The 17,251-nt window shown below is 32.3% G+C and carries 16 protein-coding genes; 14 read left to right on the top strand and 2 right to left on the bottom strand.

Going from position 1 to position 17,251, the window contains the following annotated elements:
* Nucleotides 1-99: 99 nt before the first annotated feature.
* The 13 genes from JHL15_RS13865 (at nt 100) to JHL15_RS13805 (ending at nt 13,703) form a co-directional block, all read left to right on the top strand.
* The gene (locus tag JHL15_RS13865; RefSeq protein WP_200246650.1) at nt 100-654 is read left to right on the top strand and encodes an RNA polymerase sigma factor; all 555 of its coding nucleotides are present in this window, start codon (nt 100-102) and stop codon (nt 652-654) included.
* A complete protein-coding gene (locus JHL15_RS13860) occupies nt 620-1,336 on the top strand; it encodes a hypothetical protein (RefSeq protein WP_200246648.1) in 717 nt (238 codons plus the stop codon). Before JHL15_RS13865 ends, JHL15_RS13860 begins: the two co-directional genes overlap by 35 nt.
* 81 nt (nt 1,337-1,417) lie before the next feature.
* A complete protein-coding gene (locus JHL15_RS13855) occupies nt 1,418-2,512 on the top strand; it encodes a hypothetical protein (protein ID WP_200246646.1) in 1,095 nt (364 codons plus the stop codon).
* A gap of 148 nt (nt 2,513-2,660) precedes the next feature.
* Entirely contained in the window at nt 2,661-3,056 is a 396-nt protein-coding gene (locus tag JHL15_RS13850) for a hypothetical protein (RefSeq protein WP_200246644.1), read from the top strand.
* Nucleotides 3,043-3,462 (top strand): hypothetical protein, encoded by a 420-nt coding sequence (locus tag JHL15_RS13845; RefSeq protein ID WP_200246642.1) that lies wholly within the window; start codon nt 3,043-3,045, stop codon nt 3,460-3,462. The genes JHL15_RS13850 and JHL15_RS13845 overlap by 14 nt, the downstream gene beginning before the upstream one ends.
* 68 nt (nt 3,463-3,530) lie before the next feature.
* The gene (locus JHL15_RS13840; RefSeq protein ID WP_200246640.1) at nt 3,531-4,709 is read left to right on the top strand and encodes an acetyl-CoA C-acyltransferase; all 1,179 of its coding nucleotides are present in this window, start codon (nt 3,531-3,533) and stop codon (nt 4,707-4,709) included.
* 168 nt (nt 4,710-4,877) lie between these two features.
* Nucleotides 4,878-5,456 (top strand): Crp/Fnr family transcriptional regulator, encoded by a 579-nt coding sequence (locus JHL15_RS13835; RefSeq protein WP_200246638.1) that lies wholly within the window; start codon nt 4,878-4,880, stop codon nt 5,454-5,456.
* A gap of 104 nt (nt 5,457-5,560) precedes the next feature.
* Nucleotides 5,561-6,418, top strand: coding sequence for an SDR family oxidoreductase (locus tag JHL15_RS13830; RefSeq protein ID WP_200246636.1), 858 nt, complete (start codon nt 5,561-5,563; stop codon nt 6,416-6,418).
* Between the two features lie 179 nt (nt 6,419-6,597).
* Complete coding sequence (locus JHL15_RS13825) at nt 6,598-8,088, top strand: MFS transporter (protein WP_200246635.1); 1,491 nt, start codon at nt 6,598-6,600, stop codon at nt 8,086-8,088.
* A 204-nt stretch (nt 8,089-8,292) separates the two neighbouring features.
* Nucleotides 8,293-10,458: a M12 family metallo-peptidase gene (locus JHL15_RS13820; RefSeq protein WP_200246633.1), complete on the top strand. Its 2,166-nt coding sequence runs from the start codon at nt 8,293-8,295 to the stop codon at nt 10,456-10,458.
* A 140-nt stretch (nt 10,459-10,598) separates the two neighbouring features.
* Nucleotides 10,599-11,525, top strand: coding sequence for a mevalonate kinase family protein (locus JHL15_RS13815; RefSeq protein WP_200246631.1), 927 nt, complete (start codon nt 10,599-10,601; stop codon nt 11,523-11,525).
* Between the two features lie 11 nt (nt 11,526-11,536).
* Nucleotides 11,537-12,466, top strand: coding sequence for a UbiA family prenyltransferase (locus JHL15_RS13810; RefSeq protein WP_200246629.1), 930 nt, complete (start codon nt 11,537-11,539; stop codon nt 12,464-12,466).
* 64 nt (nt 12,467-12,530) lie between these two features.
* Complete coding sequence (locus JHL15_RS13805; RefSeq protein WP_200246627.1) at nt 12,531-13,703, top strand: proline dehydrogenase family protein; 1,173 nt, start codon at nt 12,531-12,533, stop codon at nt 13,701-13,703.
* Nucleotides 13,704-14,031: 328 nt separating this feature from the next.
* Here the strand turns inward: JHL15_RS13805 and JHL15_RS13800 are convergent, their stop codons facing one another.
* Nucleotides 14,032-14,571: a helix-turn-helix transcriptional regulator gene (locus JHL15_RS13800; protein ID WP_200246625.1), complete on the bottom strand. Its 540-nt coding sequence runs from the start codon at nt 14,569-14,571 to the stop codon at nt 14,032-14,034.
* 845 nt (nt 14,572-15,416) lie between these two features.
* Between JHL15_RS13800 and JHL15_RS13795 the strand changes: the two genes are divergently transcribed.
* Nucleotides 15,417-16,526, top strand: coding sequence for a M14 family zinc carboxypeptidase (locus JHL15_RS13795; RefSeq protein WP_200246623.1), 1,110 nt, complete (start codon nt 15,417-15,419; stop codon nt 16,524-16,526).
* A gap of 66 nt (nt 16,527-16,592) precedes the next feature.
* Here JHL15_RS13795 and JHL15_RS13790 read toward each other — a convergent pair whose 3' ends face one another.
* Entirely contained in the window at nt 16,593-17,108 is a 516-nt protein-coding gene (locus JHL15_RS13790; protein ID WP_200246621.1) for a DUF4920 domain-containing protein, read from the bottom strand.
* Nucleotides 17,109-17,251 lie beyond the last annotated feature (143 nt).

The following is a 17,251-nucleotide window of genomic DNA, read 5'->3' as shown; positions in this document are numbered from 1 at the left end:
ATCAATATATTAAATGCACTTTAGAAAATAAAGTGCATTTTTTTTATTTTTAAGGCAACCTTTTGTAATTTTTATCGTCTTACATATAGAAACTAATTCATGAGGAATTTAGAAGAAAACTTTACACTTGCTAAAAAGAAAGATAGAAGAGCTCAAAAGGCTCTTTATGAAGCTTTCTCTGGTAGGATGTTGGCTATAGCTAATTCATATACCAATAATATTCATGATGCAGAAGATATATTGTTAAATGCATTTTTAAAATGTTTTACAAAGTTAGATGAATGTAGAGACTCTAAGAGCTTTCCATTTTGGTTAAGAAAAATTGTAATAAATGATTCTATAAGCTTTGTACGGAAGACAAAAAATGTTTTGTATGTAGATATAGAAATTGCGGACGATTTTTCTGATGAGAATTTCGAAGAAGGATTGGAAGAAATTAATCTTGAAGAAATATTTTCTAAAATGCCACCTGGCTACAGGATTATCTTTAATCTGTATGTTTTTGAAGAGAAAAAACATCAGGAGATTGCGGAAATGCTGAATATCTCTGAAGGAACAAGTAAGAGCCAATTAAACAAAGCAAAAAAATGGCTTGTTGAATTTTTTAAAACAAAAGAAAATGAGAAAAGAAATACTGAAACAATTAAAATCTGATTACGAAAGTATAGAAATAAAGCCTTCCAATGATCTTTGGGATAGAATAGACCATAGATTGGAAGAAGCGACTGATTTGCCTTTAAAACAGCCTTTTCAGTGGTGGAAATATGCTGCAGTTGTGTTGCTCTTGATTTCTTTTGGAGGATACCTTTATTTGGACTCAAAACCGGCTAAGGATAATAGGGTAGTTACAAAAAATGATACATCAGAAAAAACCTTACTTCCCAAAAAACAGGCTAATGAAAGTGAACAATTAGCTTCAGAAAAAGTGCAAAATAAAAATAAAATAACTGCATTGAATGAAAAAAGTGATAATGCGACTGGACCTGAAAAAGATATCATTAAAACTTACCGGAAAGATCTGAAATTGTCCCATACAATTCCTGTAAATGAAGAAGAAATAATCAAAGAGGACCTTGCTAATGTTTCTCATGTGCAGGAAAAAAATAATGATCAGATTGTTGAAAAGCCAACTATGATTGCAGCAAAGAAAAAGGCTAGTTATATAGATGCGGATGATTTGCTATTGGGAAGAGAAATTGATAAAACCCGTGAGGAGAATCATAACGGAAATAAAAAAATGGGCGTAGTGGATATGGAGAAGATCAAAATTAAAGGTCCCAATTCTTTTAAAATACTTGGAATGACTGTGTTTTCAGACTCTTCCGATACTAAATAATTTCTAAAATTTTTAATACGAAATACTGTTCTTACAATAGAACAGAGGTAAAATATTGTCTAAAAAATACCATTATATACTATGAAAAACAAAATTACTTTACTGGCTGCTGTACTGGCTTTTTCTTATAGTTTTGCACAAGAGAATCCACCAATGGAGTCCCAGATGAAAATTTATTCAAAAAAAATCGATAGCATTGTAGTTTCTGAAAAATCTAATATGAACACAGAACTTGATATCGTTGATAAAGATTTTAAAGAAAATAAAATTACCTCTGAGGAAAAGAAGAAAAAGAGAATAGAAATAGCCGTAAAGTATGAACAGATTATCAATGAAAAAGTAAGTACACAACAATCTGAACTGGAAAATGCGACAAAGGAAATGGTGAAAAACTCAGTTTTGCAAAAGCCAGATACTTTAAATGCGAATAAAAATGAAATGCAGTTCGGATTCGATGGTATTAAAGTAAGGCTCAACAAAAACAAAAAGACACCCAAAGATTATCTGCATACATTAGAATTTTCTATAAACCTGACGGGAACTACGCTTACTCCTAAAGATAAACCGTTTAAATTTTATGATAAAGATTCTGACGTAAAAAATACGATTGTCAATTCTTCAAGCTACACATTGAGATACGAGGATCAGATTGGAAGTTTTACAAGTCCTTTTTTTTATAGAGTAGGTCTTGGTGTAAGAATGGATCGGTTTGTACCAAAATACGGTAAGGTATTTACACAGGAAAACAAAACTTTATTCATTGAAGATTTTACAAGAGGAAATTTAAAAGAAACAGCCCTTACTAATTCTTATCTTTTTGTTCCTGTTGACTTTAGATTTGTTTTAAATCCTAAATATATAGAATATGAGGGTGTTAAGTATCTTGATAGCAGGAAAAAAGAGTTGAGTATCATTGCAGGTATTTATGGAGGTGTGAAAGTTGGAAGTGTAATATACAATAGGTTTTCAACAGAAAACTCAAAACGGATTGTAGAAAGAGAAAGAGCAATGCAAGGTGTTAATACTTTTATTTTCGGTGGAAAGTTTGGGATTAGCTACGCGGGAATCAATTTATTTATACAAAAAGATTTTACTCCCATTTTTAACAATGATGCCAGGTTAAGGAATAAATATGGATTACAAATTGGAATTGAAATTGCCAATATTAATTTTTGATTAAATAGATAAATTTGTTTTTTATTGTTAAATTGATAATTTTTCAATAGGTTTTTAGCGACTAATAATGCTTACGTTTGAAAAATATGTTTTTAAAACACACTGATTTAAAGTGTGTTTTTTTTTGTATTTTGGCATTTTAAGAATTATGAAAAATATTCAGTTAATAGGAGTGCTATTAGTAATTATGGGAAGCTTTTTACCATTGGTTCATGTACCTATTATCGGAAATTGGAATTACTGGAAGTTAGATCATTATTTAGCAATAACGTGTTGGATTCTTTCGGCTTGTGCACTGTTTGGAGTACTTAATAATCGATCAAAAATGGTACGAATTATTGGAGGTTTGCTAATTATATTGTTCATCTTTACGTTGGTGGCTGTTAAGCTTCAATCTTTAGATTATTTCAGTTTTCTGCCTTTTAAGAACTGGAGGGAAACCTTTGCGGGCATAGTAAAGCTAAAATGGGGCTGGATTATTGAATTTTTGGGAGCTTTCTTATTATTGATAATAAAAACACAACAAAAATATGAAGCATCTTAACACTGTATTATTCGTAATGCTATGCTTGAGTTTTTCTCTGGTAAAATCTCAGCAAAACATGTTTTTAACATCAGATAACCCTGCTAAATGCCAAAATATTAAGACAGGAAAATTTTTACGTGTAGATATCCCTGTTGATAAATGGGTGATGGTGGTACAGGATAATGTGCAGACAGAATATTATAACGATGGTAAAGATTATGTAAAATCACGTATAGATTTTGTTGATGATTGTAGCTATAAGGTGACTGTCATCGGTAAATCTGATGAGAAATATCCTGTTAAGCTAGGTGAGGTAATGGTGAACAGAATTTTAGAAACCGATCGTAATTTTATAAAATTAACATCAGAATATAATACTAAAATATCTGAATTTGTACTTGCTAAAGTTGAAGAATTGAATTAGTACTGTAATTAAAAATAAAATGAAGCCGTAAGGTTACATATATCAATATAAAAAAATAAATCATACACATGAAAGAAGTATTCATCGTTTCCGCAGTAAGAACACCAATGGGTAGTTTTATGGGAAGTTTATCAGCTGTTCCGGCTACAAAGTTAGGAACTGTTGCTGTAAAAGGAGCATTAGACAAAATTGGTCTTGACCCTAAAATGGTTCAGGAAATCTACATGGGGAACGTTTTACAGGCAGGAGAAGGACAAGCACCTGCTCGTCAGGTAGCATTAGGAGCTGGGCTTTCTATTGAAACTCCATCTACTACAGTAAATAAAGTTTGTGCTTCAGGAATGAAAGCTGTAACAATGGCAGCGCAGGCAATTAAAGCAGGAGATGTAGATGTAATTGTTGCCGGAGGAATGGAAAATATGTCTTCAGTTCCACATTATTATAATGCAAGACTAGCTACTAAATTAGGCGATGTGAAAATGCTTGACGGAATGGTTTTAGACGGTCTTACAGACGTTTATAATAAAGTTCATATGGGAGTTTGCGCAGAAAAATGTGCAACCGATTATTCTATTTCAAGAGAAGATCAGGATCAGTTTGCTATTGAATCATATAAAAGATCTGCAAAAGCATGGAGTGAAGGTAAATTTACTGATGAGGTGGTATCTGTTGAAATCCCTCAAAGAAAAGGAGATCCAATAATTTTTGCTGAGGATGAAGAGTATAAAGCTGTTAATTTTGACAGACTTCCAACACTTCCAACAGTATTCAAAAAAGAAGCTGGAACAGTAACAGCAGCTAATGCTTCTACTTTAAATGATGGTGCATCTGCATTGATTCTTGTATCTAAAGAAAAAATGGAAGAGTTAGGTCTTAAGCCATTAGCAAGAATTATTTCTTATGCTGATGCTGCTCAGGAACCTGAAAACTTTACAACTGCACCAGCTAAAGCTTTACCAATTGCTCTTAAAAAAGCAGGATTGGAACTTACTGATATCGATTTCTTTGAGTTCAATGAAGCTTTCTCTGTAGTAGGATTGGCAAACAATAAAATTTTAGGACTAGATGCTGCGAAAGTTAATGTAAATGGTGGTGCTGTAGCTTTAGGACATCCACTGGGAAGTTCTGGTTCAAGAATTATTGTTACATTGATTAATGTATTAAAACAAAACAATGCGAAATATGGCGCTGCTGCTATCTGTAATGGAGGAGGGGGTGCTTCTGCAATTGTTATTGAGAATATGTAATATTCAGATAAATCACTTAGATATACTAAATTGGAGCCCGTAAAGCTCCAATTTTTTTATTGTTGATATCTAACTTATTTATCTTTTATAATGAAATTAAAGCTAATAAAAATGAGCTTTAATTTTGTATTTAATGATTATCTTTAAAGTATTATTTATGGTTACTCAATGTTCGATCATTTTATCAATTATTTAAAAGACAAAATAACTCTTTCTGATGATGAAATAGAGTTAATAAAAAGTGTATCTGCTTTAAAGAAATTACGCAAGCATCAATATTTATTGCAAGAAGGAGATGTTTGGAATTTTAATGCTTTTGTTGAACGGGGGTTGGTAAAGACATTTTCAATAGACTCTAAAGGGCAGGAGCATATTATGAATTTTTCACCGGAAAATTATTGGACTGGTGACAGGGAAAGTCTTACATCAGGAAATCCTTCTGAATTCAATATCATTGCTATAGAAAATTCCGAAATTGTGCTTATAAAAAAAGAGGAATTTAAAATGATTTGCCGTCGGATTCCTCAATTAAATGATCTGGTTAATGAAATATTACACAGAAGTTTTCTTGTTTCCCAAAAAAGAATACATGCTAATATTAGCCTATCTGCTGAAGAGAAATATCAGGATTTTATTCAAAAGAATTTATCCCTTGTCAATAGGATTCCCCAACATATGATTGCATCTTATCTTGGTGTATCTCCTGAAACACTTAGTCGGATCAGAGCACAAGCCTCAAAAAAATAAAAACTATTGATAATTGTCAATAGTTTTTTCCTTTAAATATCAATGATAAACCTTTGTTTATGGAGGTAATTTTGTCTCAATATTTAAATAAAAAATTTAAAGATATGAGCAAAACAATTTTCATTACCGGAACAAGTACCGGATTCGGAAAATTAATGACAATTACTTTATCTGAAGCAGGACATAATGTGATAGCAGGAATGCGTGGAACAGAAGGTAAAAATAAAGAAATAGCTGAAGAGCTTGCGAAATTACCCAATGTAGAAGTAGTAGATATAGATGTAACGGATGACACATCAGTAAAGGAAGCATTTGAAACCACATTGGCTAAACACCCAGTGATTGATGTATTGATCAATAACGCAGGCCTTGCGGGATTTGGTTTAGTAGAAGCTTATTCAGTAGAACAAATTAAAAAACTTTTCGAAGTTAATTTCTATGGAATTATCCGTACTTATCAGGCAGTTCTTCCAGGTATGAGAAAAGCAAAATCGGGACTGATAATAAATCTCACTTCAGGAGCCAGTGGTCATACAATGCCTTTTATGGGACCTTATCTGGCATCAAAATTCAGTGTTGAAGCAATTACTGAAGCTATTCAGGATGAGTTGTCTCAATTTAATATCGAAAATGTAACGATCCAACCGGGTGTGTATCCAACAGAAATGAATTCTGGAAGCAAAGCAGGTGTACAGGCTGATAAACCAGAAATTATAAATGAATATGAACCTGTTGCTTCAGAGATGTTCAATAGTATCGGAGCAGGATTATTTGGTAAAATGGCAGAATTCAATATGGATCCGCAGGTAATTGCAGATGGAGTATTAGATCTTATAAATATGGAAAAAGGAACCCGACCTTTACGTTATCCGCTGGATGCAATAGCCCAAGGGACAGATATTGAATTCATTAATACCAGAGCTGAATTAAAAGCAAAATGGGTTGCAAAATATACGGGCTAAGAAATGTATATGTATAGTGAGAGTAATTGATATGCATGATTTTATTCTGCATAGAACAAAGTTTGAACGGCGTATAAAGCATTTAAATAAGATATAATCTTTAGCAATACTCTAATTAATAAAAAAAACCATTGAATATTCAATGGTTTTTCTATTTTTGTGCATCTAATATATTTGAAATGTCCGAAACAGAGAATCAAAGACCAAAAAATATAAAGAATAATCCAAAGATAATGAAGGCTTGGGCTGTTTATGACTGGGCCAACTCAGTATACTCTTTGGTTATTACTTCCACTATTTTTCCAATTTATTATTCCATTCTTACTACAGCATATGAAAAGAAAGAATATGTAGTAGAAACCAAACAATGGATTGATGTCCCTGTAAGACATTTAATAAAGATCTTTGGAAAAGAATACCAACCGGATGCTGTCTATGGGTACTCCTTAACTATATCTTTTTTCATAGTGGTTTTGCTGTCTCCATTTCTGTCTTCTTTAGCGGACACCATTGGAAATAAAAAATCATTTTTACAGTTCTTCTGTTATTTAGGGGCTACTTCCTGTATGGGATTAGCTATGTTCACAGGGATGCATAATGTCTTTTTGGGACTGCTCTTTAGTATTACTGCGAGTGTAGGATTCTGGGGTAGTTTAGTTTTTTATAACTCATTTTTACCTGATATTGCGACACAGGATAAGCAGGATGCCTTATCTGCAAAAGGATATGTTTACGGATATATTGGTTCAGTAGTACTTGTGGTGATCTGTTTAGTATTGATTCAGGTATTTGCTAAAGGAGCAGCTCAACAGTTATTATTCACAAGAATCAGCTTCCTGTTAACAGGGGCATGGTGGTTTGGCTTTTCTCAGTATACATTTAAACATTTACCGCAGTTCGGAAATGTAAAGGATAATCTTCCTAAAGACCTTGTATTGTTGAATTATAAAAACATATTTAAAAAACATGAAGAGCAGGGTGGCTTCTTTGAGGTTTTAAAGGATAATATGAGCTTTTATAAGGATATTGCCAAAGAAAGTTTCCACGAACTTTTTAAAGTAGGAAATGAGCTATTCAAAGATAAAAATCTGAAATTTTTCCTATCGAGTTTTTTCTTCTACAGTGTAGGAATGCAGACTATTTTCCTTATGGCAACATTATTTGGGAAAAGTGAAATCAATCTGGCGCAGGATAAATTGATCGGAACCCTTTTGGTAATCCAGATTGAAGCTATCATCGGGGCGATAATATTTTCAAGATTATCAAAGAAAATTGGTAATAAAAATGTGATCTCTATTGCTATTGTTTTATGGATTATAGCTTGTTTATGGGCTTATTTCTTAAACAAAGAAAACCCTACAGTAGAATACCAGTTCTATGGAGTTGCAGCTGTAGTTGGTTTAGTAATGGGTGGGCTTCAGGCAATGTCAAGATCTACATATTCTAAACTGTTACCGGAAGATTCTATGGAAAATACGACATATTTTAGCTTTTATGATGTGTTGGAGAAAATAGCAATTATTATTGGTACATTTATTTTTGCAACATTAATTGAGCATTTTAATAATATGCGTATTGCAGCACTTTCTATGACATTATTTTTTGGTGTAGGATTGATACTGATCCGCTTTCTTAAAGTTAAAATGTTAAAAGATCGGGATACTTTATAAACAGGCCAATATACTTACAATTAAAAGACGTTTTTTGAACGTCTTTTTTTTTATTGCTGATTTTTAAAAAATTAATGAATTTATTAGGAATATTTATGTGTTGGGCTATATTTCTGTGTGTTTTAATCTTTTATTTAAGATAATTTGTGATTATTAATCACTTAGTAAGGATTTTTTTTGTTTATTTGTAAAAAAATAATAATAATGATAAAAAAAATTCTACTTCTTAGTATTTCATTATGCTTTATGCTGGGTTTTTCTCAGAAATTGAGGCCCGTAGCCCAAAAAGTATTAGAATATCATAATCAAGGAAAAAATTTTGTAAAATATGATTTATTTGAAGTGAATAAGACTTCAAATAAAATAGCGGAATATAAAAGGGCTGCTACTGATATTACAGCATTAATTGTTAATTCTTCTGATCTTAAGAAACTTGTAAAAGACAAACCTGAATTTATAGAAATGTCTTTTCCGTTTGAAGGGGATAAAAAAATAACAATTGAACTATATAAAAATCAAATTTTCACGGATAACTTTAAAGTTACAACGAATAAAGGTGAAATTGTACAATATAATCCTGGTGTTTATTATAGAGGAATTGTAAAAGGAGATAATACTTCAATAGTGGCTTTCAGTTTCTTTGATAATGATGTAGTAGGAGTAGCCTCAACATCTGATTTAGGAAACGTTATACTTGGGAAAGTAAAAAATTCTGAAGATTTCGTGAGTTATTCAGAATCAAAATTAACAGGTGCCAATCCTTTTGTTTGTGGGGTGGACGAACTAAAAGAAAATCAGACTCAAAAAGTGGCATTCGACCCTAATACAACTCATAAAGCAATTACAGAAAACTGTGTCAGAATCTATTATGAGGTTTGTTTTGCTCCTTATCAGAATAACGGCTCCAATACAACTACAGTAACCAACTGGCTTACGGCAGTTCATAATAATATAGCTACCCTTTACAATAATGATGATATTAAAGTAGCATTAAATGAAATTTATATCTGGACCACTGCGGATCCTTACACCGGAACACCAGGTGGTAATCTTAGCAGTTTCAGAACCAATAGACCTACTTTTAACGGAGATTTAGCTCACCTTGTGAATGCACCTGCAACTACAAGTATTGCTTATCTTAATTCGCTTTGTACAGGAAATAAATATGCCTATTCGGGTATTTCTCAAACCTACTCAAATGTTCCAGTTTATTCCTGGACAATCCAGGCGATGACTCATGAAATGGGACATAGTTTAGGTTCTCCACATACTCACGCTTGTGCCTGGAATGGAAATGGAACAGCAATTGACGGATGTGGAGCCCAAGCCGGATACAGTGAAGGATGTACAGGACCAATTCCTGCTACCACGGTAAAAGGAACGATTATGAGCTACTGTCATTTAGTATCGGGGGTAGGAATTAGTTTCAGTAATGGATTTGGCCCTCAACCGGCAGCATTGATCAGGAATACGGTAGATTCTAAACCGTGTTTAGGAACAAACTGTACAACAGCCTGTACTATTTCTATAACCGGAATGAATGTTTCTAATATTACTACAAGTGCAGCTAGTGCTACATTTACAGATGCTACATCCACTTCCTGGAAATATAAATTGACAACAATGGATGGAACTATGGTTACTTCAGGAAATACAACAACTCCAAATGTTAGTTTAACAAATCTTCAGCCAGCAACATATTATAAACTATTTGTAGGTTCAAGTTGTTCAGGGGCAAATGCTTTTCAAAGATCTCAAATATTCCTAACGGATGCCAACTGGTGTGGAGGTACTTTATTTACAGATACCGGAGGAGTGAACGGAGCATATGGAAATAATGAAACAATCGTAAAAACATTTTACCCTAATTCTGGTTCAGCCCTTACCATGAATTTTACAGAACTTGACTTGGAAGAAGATTATGATTACCTATACATTTATAATGGTCCGTCTACTTCTGCGCCTTTATTTGCTAATGGAACCTTAACAGGGAATACCTTACCTGGATCATTTACTTCTACACATTCTACAGGTGCAATTACGGTAAGGTTTGTATCGGATCCTGCAGAAACCGGAAATGGCTGGAAAGCAAATTTCTCGTGTGCAGTTTTGGCTGTAGAAGATGTTAATACAAAAGACAGTTCGGTGAACATTTATCCAAATCCTGCAAAAAATATGATTGTGATTTCAGCTAATGAAAACCTGAAATCCTATAAAATGTATGATGAAGCTGGAAGGCTAGTCTTATCAGGATTCTCATTAAAAGGGAATAAATTAGAAGTTAATCTTTCATCGATCCAAACCGGAAATTATGTAGTTTCTGTAGAAACTGACAAACAGACGGTTACCAGGAAACTAATAAAACAGTAATCTAAATAAAAAGCCTGATCATTTCAGGCTTTTTTTATTTGTACCAGAGAAATCTTTAAAGAAAAATAATGTAATTCGGCCTGAGTTTTGCTAATATTCAGCAGAATAATTTTAACTTTGCAAAAAGATTTATTGTCAAAATGACGAACCCTCTATTTTACGCTAAAATAATTCTGTTCGGAGAATACGGAATGATAGAAGACTCTCAAGGTCTTGTAGTTCCTTATAGCTTTTATAAAGGAGCTTTGAAATTCTCAGATCTGAACTCTGAATTTGAACTGAAATCCAACCAACATCTTCAGAAATATGCTGATTTTCTTGCAGACCTTGATGTTTCTGATGACTTTAAACTCAATATTGAAAGTTTAAAAAAAGATATATCCAATGGACTTTTCTTTGATTCCAATATTCCTCAAGGATATGGAGTGGGAAGTTCAGGAGCTCTAGTAGCTGCTATTTTTGAAAGATATTCATTAAAAAAGCTAGATCCTGAGAGTATTTCTAAGGACAATCTTAAAAAATTGAAAGCTGTTTTTGGTCAGATGGAAAGCTATTTCCATGGTAAAAGTTCAGGAATGGACCCTCTGATTTGTTATATGAATCTGCCTATTCTTATTGAAAATAAAGAGAATCTGGATAGAGTTTCTATTCCGGATGGTGAAAAGGGAAAAGGAGCAATCTTTCTTATTGATTCAGGGATGACAGGTGAAACAGGACCTATGATTCAGATTTTCTTTGAAAAAATGAAGACAGAAGGTTTCCGTAAAACATTGAAGGAAGAATTTATCCGCTACAATAATGCATGTATAGAATCTTTTCTGAAAAAAGACATGAATCCTTTCTTTAGAAACCTTAAAAAATTATCTCACTGGGCTTATGAGCATTTTCGTCCCATGATTCCTGAGAGTATTTTTAATATCTGGAAAAAAGGGTTGGACTCTAATGCTTATTATCTTAAACTGTGTGGAAGCGGAGGCGGAGGTTATATTCTTGGATTTACAAAAGACTATGAAAAAGCAGAAAAAATGCTTGATGGTTTTAACAAAGAGGTAATTTACAGATTCTAAATAGGTTGGGAATGAATTCTGAAAAAGAAACTTTCCAATCAAAAAACTATATATCTAAATCTTTATTCTATAGATTCTCACAATTCGTGGGCTTTCTTTTGGGTGCTAGATTTTTCGTGGCTGCTTTACTGACTTTTGCCCTTTATGTATCAACATTTTTTTTGTTTAATCAAGAGGAAAGCTTTAGAAGATTTGTATTTGATTTTAAAGTTCATGGGATTATTTTCTGTACGGTATTAACTATTCTGGCAGGAGGTATTATCAATCAGTTTTACGATTTTGAGAAAGATCATATCGTAAAACCTTTCCGAACGAGAATACAGAGCTTTATTGCTCAGAAATATTTTCTTTACGCTTATTTAATACTGAGTGTTATCTCCCTGGGAGTTGCTTGGTTCATTTCACATAATGTCTTTATTTTCTTTCTTATTTATCAGTTCTTTATGTGGTTTTACAGCCATAAATTAAGCCGCATCTTATTCCTCAATAATCTTACTTTTGTAAGTCTTACTCTTTATCCTTTTTTTGGAATGATGGTATATTATGAGACCTTTTCGAAAAAGGTTCTTCTAATGGCAATCTTCCTGTTCCTTATTCTTTTATGTATTGATATTGTAAAAGATACCCTAACAAAAAGTGTAGATAAAGCTTTCGGATATACTACAATTCCTAATTATTTTAAAAATAAAACCACGAAAATCATTATTATTTTTCTGCTTATAGTCACTATGGCTGTATCCATGAAACTTATTATGAAAACAGGAATATCCGGGTTTATGGCCTATTATTTTGCTGGCGGAATGTTTGTCATGATCTTGTGCATCTATCTACTACTGAACTATTCGAGAAAAAGCAAGTTCATGACCCTGAACATCTTAAGACTTTGGGTTTTTGTAGGGATCATTGCCATGCTTTTAAATGGAATTGAAAGCAAATTTTAAAAAATATTTTTTAAAAAGACTAAGGTTATTAGTACCTTTGCAAAATTAAATTTAATAAAAAGGAATGCCCATTTTTAACGATACTAAAGTTGCATTTGCAGACAAAACAGATGCTCAATTGAGAAAAGCATACTGGATGTTTAAGATGATTGAACAACCAGCTTTAACAAGTGTTGGAACTTCTATTCTTAATTTTACAGTTCATCATAATTTTCCGTTTGTTACAGGAATTGTGAAGAATACTTTATTTGAACAGTTTTGCGGTGGTGAAACGAGAGAAGAAAGTATGAAGGTTGTAAAACAACTGTTTAAAAGAGGAGTTGGAAGTATTTTCGATTATTCAATTGAGGGAAAAGAAGATGAAGAAACTTTTGATGCAGTATGTAAAGAGATTAAGGATATTGTAAGGTTTTCAGTAGGAAATCCTGCTATTCCTTTTATTGTTTTCAAGCCTACTGCTTTTGGTAGAATTGACCTATATGAAGCTGTTGGCAAAAATGCAGAATTAACAAGCAGCCAGAAGGAAGAATGGGAAAGAGTGGTAAAAAGATTCGATGAAGTTTGTAAACTTTGCCATGAAAATGATAAAAAAGTAATGGTAGATGCTGAGGAAACTTGGATGCAAGACGCTGCAGATCACCTTTGTGAAGAAATGATGGAGAAGTACAATCAGGAGAAACCGATTGTCTGGAATACCATTCAGATGTACAGAACAGGGAGATTAGAATATATGGAAAGTCACCTGCAAAGAGCAAGAGAAAAGAATTACTTTATCGGATATAAAATAGTTCGTGGGGCCTATATGGAAAAAGAAAGAGCAAGAGCTGAACAGAAAGGATATGCTGATCCTATTCAACCTAATAAAGAAGCTACGGATAAAAACTATAATTCCGGAATTGACTTTGTTATGGGGCACTTGGACAAAGTTTCTGCATTCTTCGGAACGCATAACGAAATTTCATCAGAACTTGTAATGGATAAGATGAAAGGGAAATCTCTTGAAACGGGCAATCCACATGTCTATTTTGGGCAGCTTTATGGGATGAGTGATAATATTACATTTGCTTTATCAGATAAAGGGTATAATGTGGCTAAATATCTTCCTTACGGACCTGTAAAAGATGTAGTACCATATCTTACAAGAAGAGCCCAGGAGAATACCTCTGTAGCAGGACAAACGGGTAGAGAACTAGGTTTGTTGAAGAAAGAATTAGATAGACGAAAAAGCAATAGATAAATATTCTATTGTTATACATAAATAAACCCCGCAAATTAGCGGGGTTTATTTATGGAGTATATTGTATTAAAATAACCTATTTTATTCTTTTTATAAATTAAATTCATTTTTATTAGATTTAAAATGAATTATTTATTATTATTTTGTATATTTAGTTATTGATTTCAATTTTTAAATAAAAATATTGAAGATCTTAGAATATTTGTAGAGCATTTCATTTATATCTTATTCCTTTCGTTTCAATTTTAAAATGTAATTTCTAAAGCAATAGCTTTAGTTTTCTTCTTCAAATATTTTTAACCTGATCAATTTCCTTGATCAGGTTTTTTTAAGGCTCAAAACTCTCGAATTTTCCGTTTTCATAGAACAAAACGATTCTTTTTATCTTATTGCTTTGATTTTCAATTACTTGATTAATTATTTGATCATTAGATTTTTCTAATCGCTGAGAATCCTCTATTTTCTGTTGAGCTTGAACCTTGTAAGGTATAGGAGATTCTCGGGTTGCTTGTTTTTGGCTGAATATTTCAGTTTCTTCAACTCCAAAATCTTCATCCGTATTCATCATCGTAAATAAATCCGGAAGTGAAGTGGGTTTAGCTTTTTCATCAACTATTTCCTCTACTATCTGTTCTGAATTTTCGGGTAAGGCAGACTTTAGCATTTCGCCATCTCCATTTACTAACCAGTCCCAAAGGATCTCAGGGAAGTGGGATTTTATTTTTATAATAAACTCCAGAGAAGGTTTATTCCTGCCTGAAGTAATATGAGAAATAGAAGAACGTTGTACATCGATCTCATCAGCAAATTCAGAAGGTGTGAGCCTTGAGTACTCAATAACTTTGGAAATTCTTTCATTTAAACTCATAAAAATAAGCTTTTAATCATTTTACAAATGTAAAGATAAAGTTTACAAATGCAAAATACAAATGTAAACGACTTTAAAGTTTTCCAGTATACAAAAGTAAATAGCATATTTAATTGATAAACAACTAATTATATTGTTAATAAAATTTTCATCTGATTATTATTCAACAATATATCCTCAAAATCTGCTTTTTGATAAATCACTTAAAGTAATTGATGAGGTAAATGGGATAACAATAAAATTTCAGTTATATAATTTAGCTAAACATCCTATTGGAAGACATTATAGCTCTTTTCTCTGCATATCTACCATACATAGAGTGGGAGATAAGCTAATGAGTTGATTATATAGATAAACGACAAATTATAAGTGATAAAACAGGCAAATAAATCCTCATAAAAGCCTTTGATAAGCTCATTTTAACATTTACATATGTTAAAGCTCTAGATACACTGTATTATATCTTTAATGAAAAGTTAGCTCGTTTTATAATATGTAAATTCGGCTGAATTTTAAGAGAAAAATAAATAAATAATCCACAATTTACATTTGTATATAACATGTGAAATCAATGTTTTCCCCATTTTTTTATGTTTAAAAGAATTACACTCAATTGTTGATAAATAGGGTATTTGTCACTTAAAGTAAATTTAAAATTTAAATATAAGTAAAGGTTATAAGTAATTGAATTTTAAATATTTAAAATGTATTCATTTAATTATTAGCAATCCACAATTTTATCCACAGACATTATGGCAATTTACATTGTTTAACAACATTACAAATGTTAATTTCTTTTTTTCCTTAGAAATGGCTATTTTTGACTCTTGTAAATTACTATCCGGATGAACTTTGAACAGCTTTACCTTCCAAACCCTGATTTCCCTAATCGCTATATTTCCCCTGAAAAATTATTTTCTTACCTACAGACGAATCTCAGAGATTACATTCACGAGATTGGAAAATCTTATTTGCAGAAGCCTATTTTTAAATTAAGTATTGGAAGTGGAGATATAAAAGTGTTAGCCTGGTCACAAATGCATGGAAACGAATCAAACGCAACTCATGCTATGCTGGATCTATTGGTAACTTTAGATAAAGCTCCTGAATTGAAAGAAGCTCTCTTGAGTAGTATTACATTGGATTTTATTTTTATGCTAAATCCAGATGGTTCGGAAAGATGGACGAGATTAAATGCGGCAGATATAGATCTTAATAGAGACTTTCATAATGAAGCAAGCACAGAGATCAAGTTCCTTAAGAATATGGTATCCCAAACTAAGTATGATTATGCACTGAACTTACATGAACAAAGAACCATATTTACTACGGACGGAATCCATCCCGCTACACTTTCGTTTTTGGCTCCATCTGAAAATGAAGAGCGTACGGTTACTCATAACAGAAAGAAGTGTATGGCAGTTATTGCCAGCGTTTATAATCATTTGAAAGAATTGATTCCAAATCAGATCGGAAGATACTCTGATGAGTTTTATCCTACATCGACCGGAGATAATTTCATCAAAGCAGGAATGCCTACTATATTATTTGAGGGAGGTCATTTCATAGATGACTATACCAGAAAGGGAACAAGAAAGTATTATACGATAGCTCTATATTATGCTTTAAAAGCAATCAGCGAACTCAACTCTGAGATTGCCGGTTGGGAAACCTATTTGGATATCCCTGAAAATAAAGAAAGCCATTATGACATTGTTTATAGAAATGTAAAGCTGAATACGGATCATCACTGTGTATTAGATATCGCTGTACAGTATAGAGAGATCAAGGAGGAAGGACAAGAAGACTTATCTTTCATTCCTTTTGTTATGGAAGTTGGAGATGTTACTAAAAGAAAAGGGTGGTTGGAAATAGATTGTACAGGAAAGAGGTTTGTATGTTCTACTAAATATCCAAAACTGGACGAAAAAGTGGATTTTACCATAGAAGATTAAAAAAGCGGAACAACTTAATTGTTCCGCTTTTGTTTTATCACTTTGTATTTTACAATACAGGTATTATTAATTGACTACCTTGATTCCATTGGCTACAAATCTGATCTCTTCTTTTGGAGTAGTAATAGCATCTATTTCAGATTGTGGTTTTTTGGCATCTTCTGCATAATGTTTCTGCTCATCAATAGAGATTACCTTTCTTTCAGCATTTCCTTCTAAAACTACATTTTTACCTTTTAATGCAGTAGGAACAAAGAATGCATAATCTTTCATTTTTACAAAGAACTGAGAGTTATCTTCAGTCTGGATCGTAAGCCAACATCCTTTTTTCTCACAAACATCGGTTACTTTTCCTTTAATGGCTACGTTCTCAACTTTTTTATTCTCTTTTTTTAGCTTTTTACCTAGTTTTTCAACAGTAATAGCCTTTGATTCTACGGATGAACCAACACCTGCTCCATACGTGTCACCTACTAAAGCATTCCCAGCTGGTGGAGAGAACTTCTTTTGAGATGTCTCTTGTGCAAATGCTATCGTAGATGCACTGACAGTTACTGCAAATAATATGGCTTTGAATTTCATTTTTAATATTTTTTTCAAAAATAACAATAAAAATTGAATTAATAAGTTAGATATATTTGATAAAAAACAAGTGTATTATTAAATTTTAAACATAATTCAAAATCAATAACATATTTGTTTATATTTGGAAATTCTAAACAACT

The sequence above is a fragment of the Chryseobacterium paridis genome, assembly GCF_016595215.1.
GTDB lineage: Bacteria > Bacteroidota > Bacteroidia > Flavobacteriales > Weeksellaceae > Chryseobacterium > Chryseobacterium paridis.
The sequence above is the reverse complement of the archived record's forward strand: the minus strand, read 5'-3'. Positions and strand labels throughout refer to the sequence as shown.

Bases quoted from the DNA above. Each gene is read 5' to 3' on its own strand.
- JHL15_RS13825 (WP_200246635.1), top strand. From the start codon at position 6,598: ATGTCCGAAACAGAGAATCAAAGACCAAAAAATATAAAGAATAATCCA.
- JHL15_RS13850 (WP_200246644.1), top strand. From the start codon at position 2,661: ATGAAAAATATTCAGTTAATAGGAGTGCTATTAGTAATTATGGGAAGC.
- JHL15_RS13855 (WP_200246646.1), top strand. From the start codon at position 1,418: ATGAAAAACAAAATTACTTTACTGGCTGCTGTACTGGCTTTTTCTTAT.
- JHL15_RS13845 (WP_200246642.1), top strand. From the start codon at position 3,043: ATGAAGCATCTTAACACTGTATTATTCGTAATGCTATGCTTGAGTTTT.
- JHL15_RS13835 (WP_200246638.1), top strand. From the start codon at position 4,878: ATGTTCGATCATTTTATCAATTATTTAAAAGACAAAATAACTCTTTCT.
- JHL15_RS13805 (WP_200246627.1), top strand. From the start codon at position 12,531: ATGCCCATTTTTAACGATACTAAAGTTGCATTTGCAGACAAAACAGAT.
- JHL15_RS13865 (WP_200246650.1), top strand. From the start codon at position 100: ATGAGGAATTTAGAAGAAAACTTTACACTTGCTAAAAAGAAAGATAGA.
- JHL15_RS13795 (WP_200246623.1), top strand. From the start codon at position 15,417: ATGAACTTTGAACAGCTTTACCTTCCAAACCCTGATTTCCCTAATCGC.
- JHL15_RS13790 (WP_200246621.1), bottom strand. From the start codon at position 17,108: ATGAAATTCAAAGCCATATTATTTGCAGTAACTGTCAGTGCATCTACG.
- JHL15_RS13810 (WP_200246629.1), top strand. From the start codon at position 11,537: ATGAATTCTGAAAAAGAAACTTTCCAATCAAAAAACTATATATCTAAA.
- JHL15_RS13820 (WP_200246633.1), top strand. From the start codon at position 8,293: ATGATAAAAAAAATTCTACTTCTTAGTATTTCATTATGCTTTATGCTG.
- JHL15_RS13800 (WP_200246625.1), bottom strand. From the start codon at position 14,571: ATGAGTTTAAATGAAAGAATTTCCAAAGTTATTGAGTACTCAAGGCTC.
- JHL15_RS13840 (WP_200246640.1), top strand. From the start codon at position 3,531: ATGAAAGAAGTATTCATCGTTTCCGCAGTAAGAACACCAATGGGTAGT.
- JHL15_RS13860 (WP_200246648.1), top strand. From the start codon at position 620: ATGAGAAAAGAAATACTGAAACAATTAAAATCTGATTACGAAAGTATA.
- JHL15_RS13830 (WP_200246636.1), top strand. From the start codon at position 5,561: ATGAGCAAAACAATTTTCATTACCGGAACAAGTACCGGATTCGGAAAA.
- JHL15_RS13815 (WP_200246631.1), top strand. From the start codon at position 10,599: ATGACGAACCCTCTATTTTACGCTAAAATAATTCTGTTCGGAGAATAC.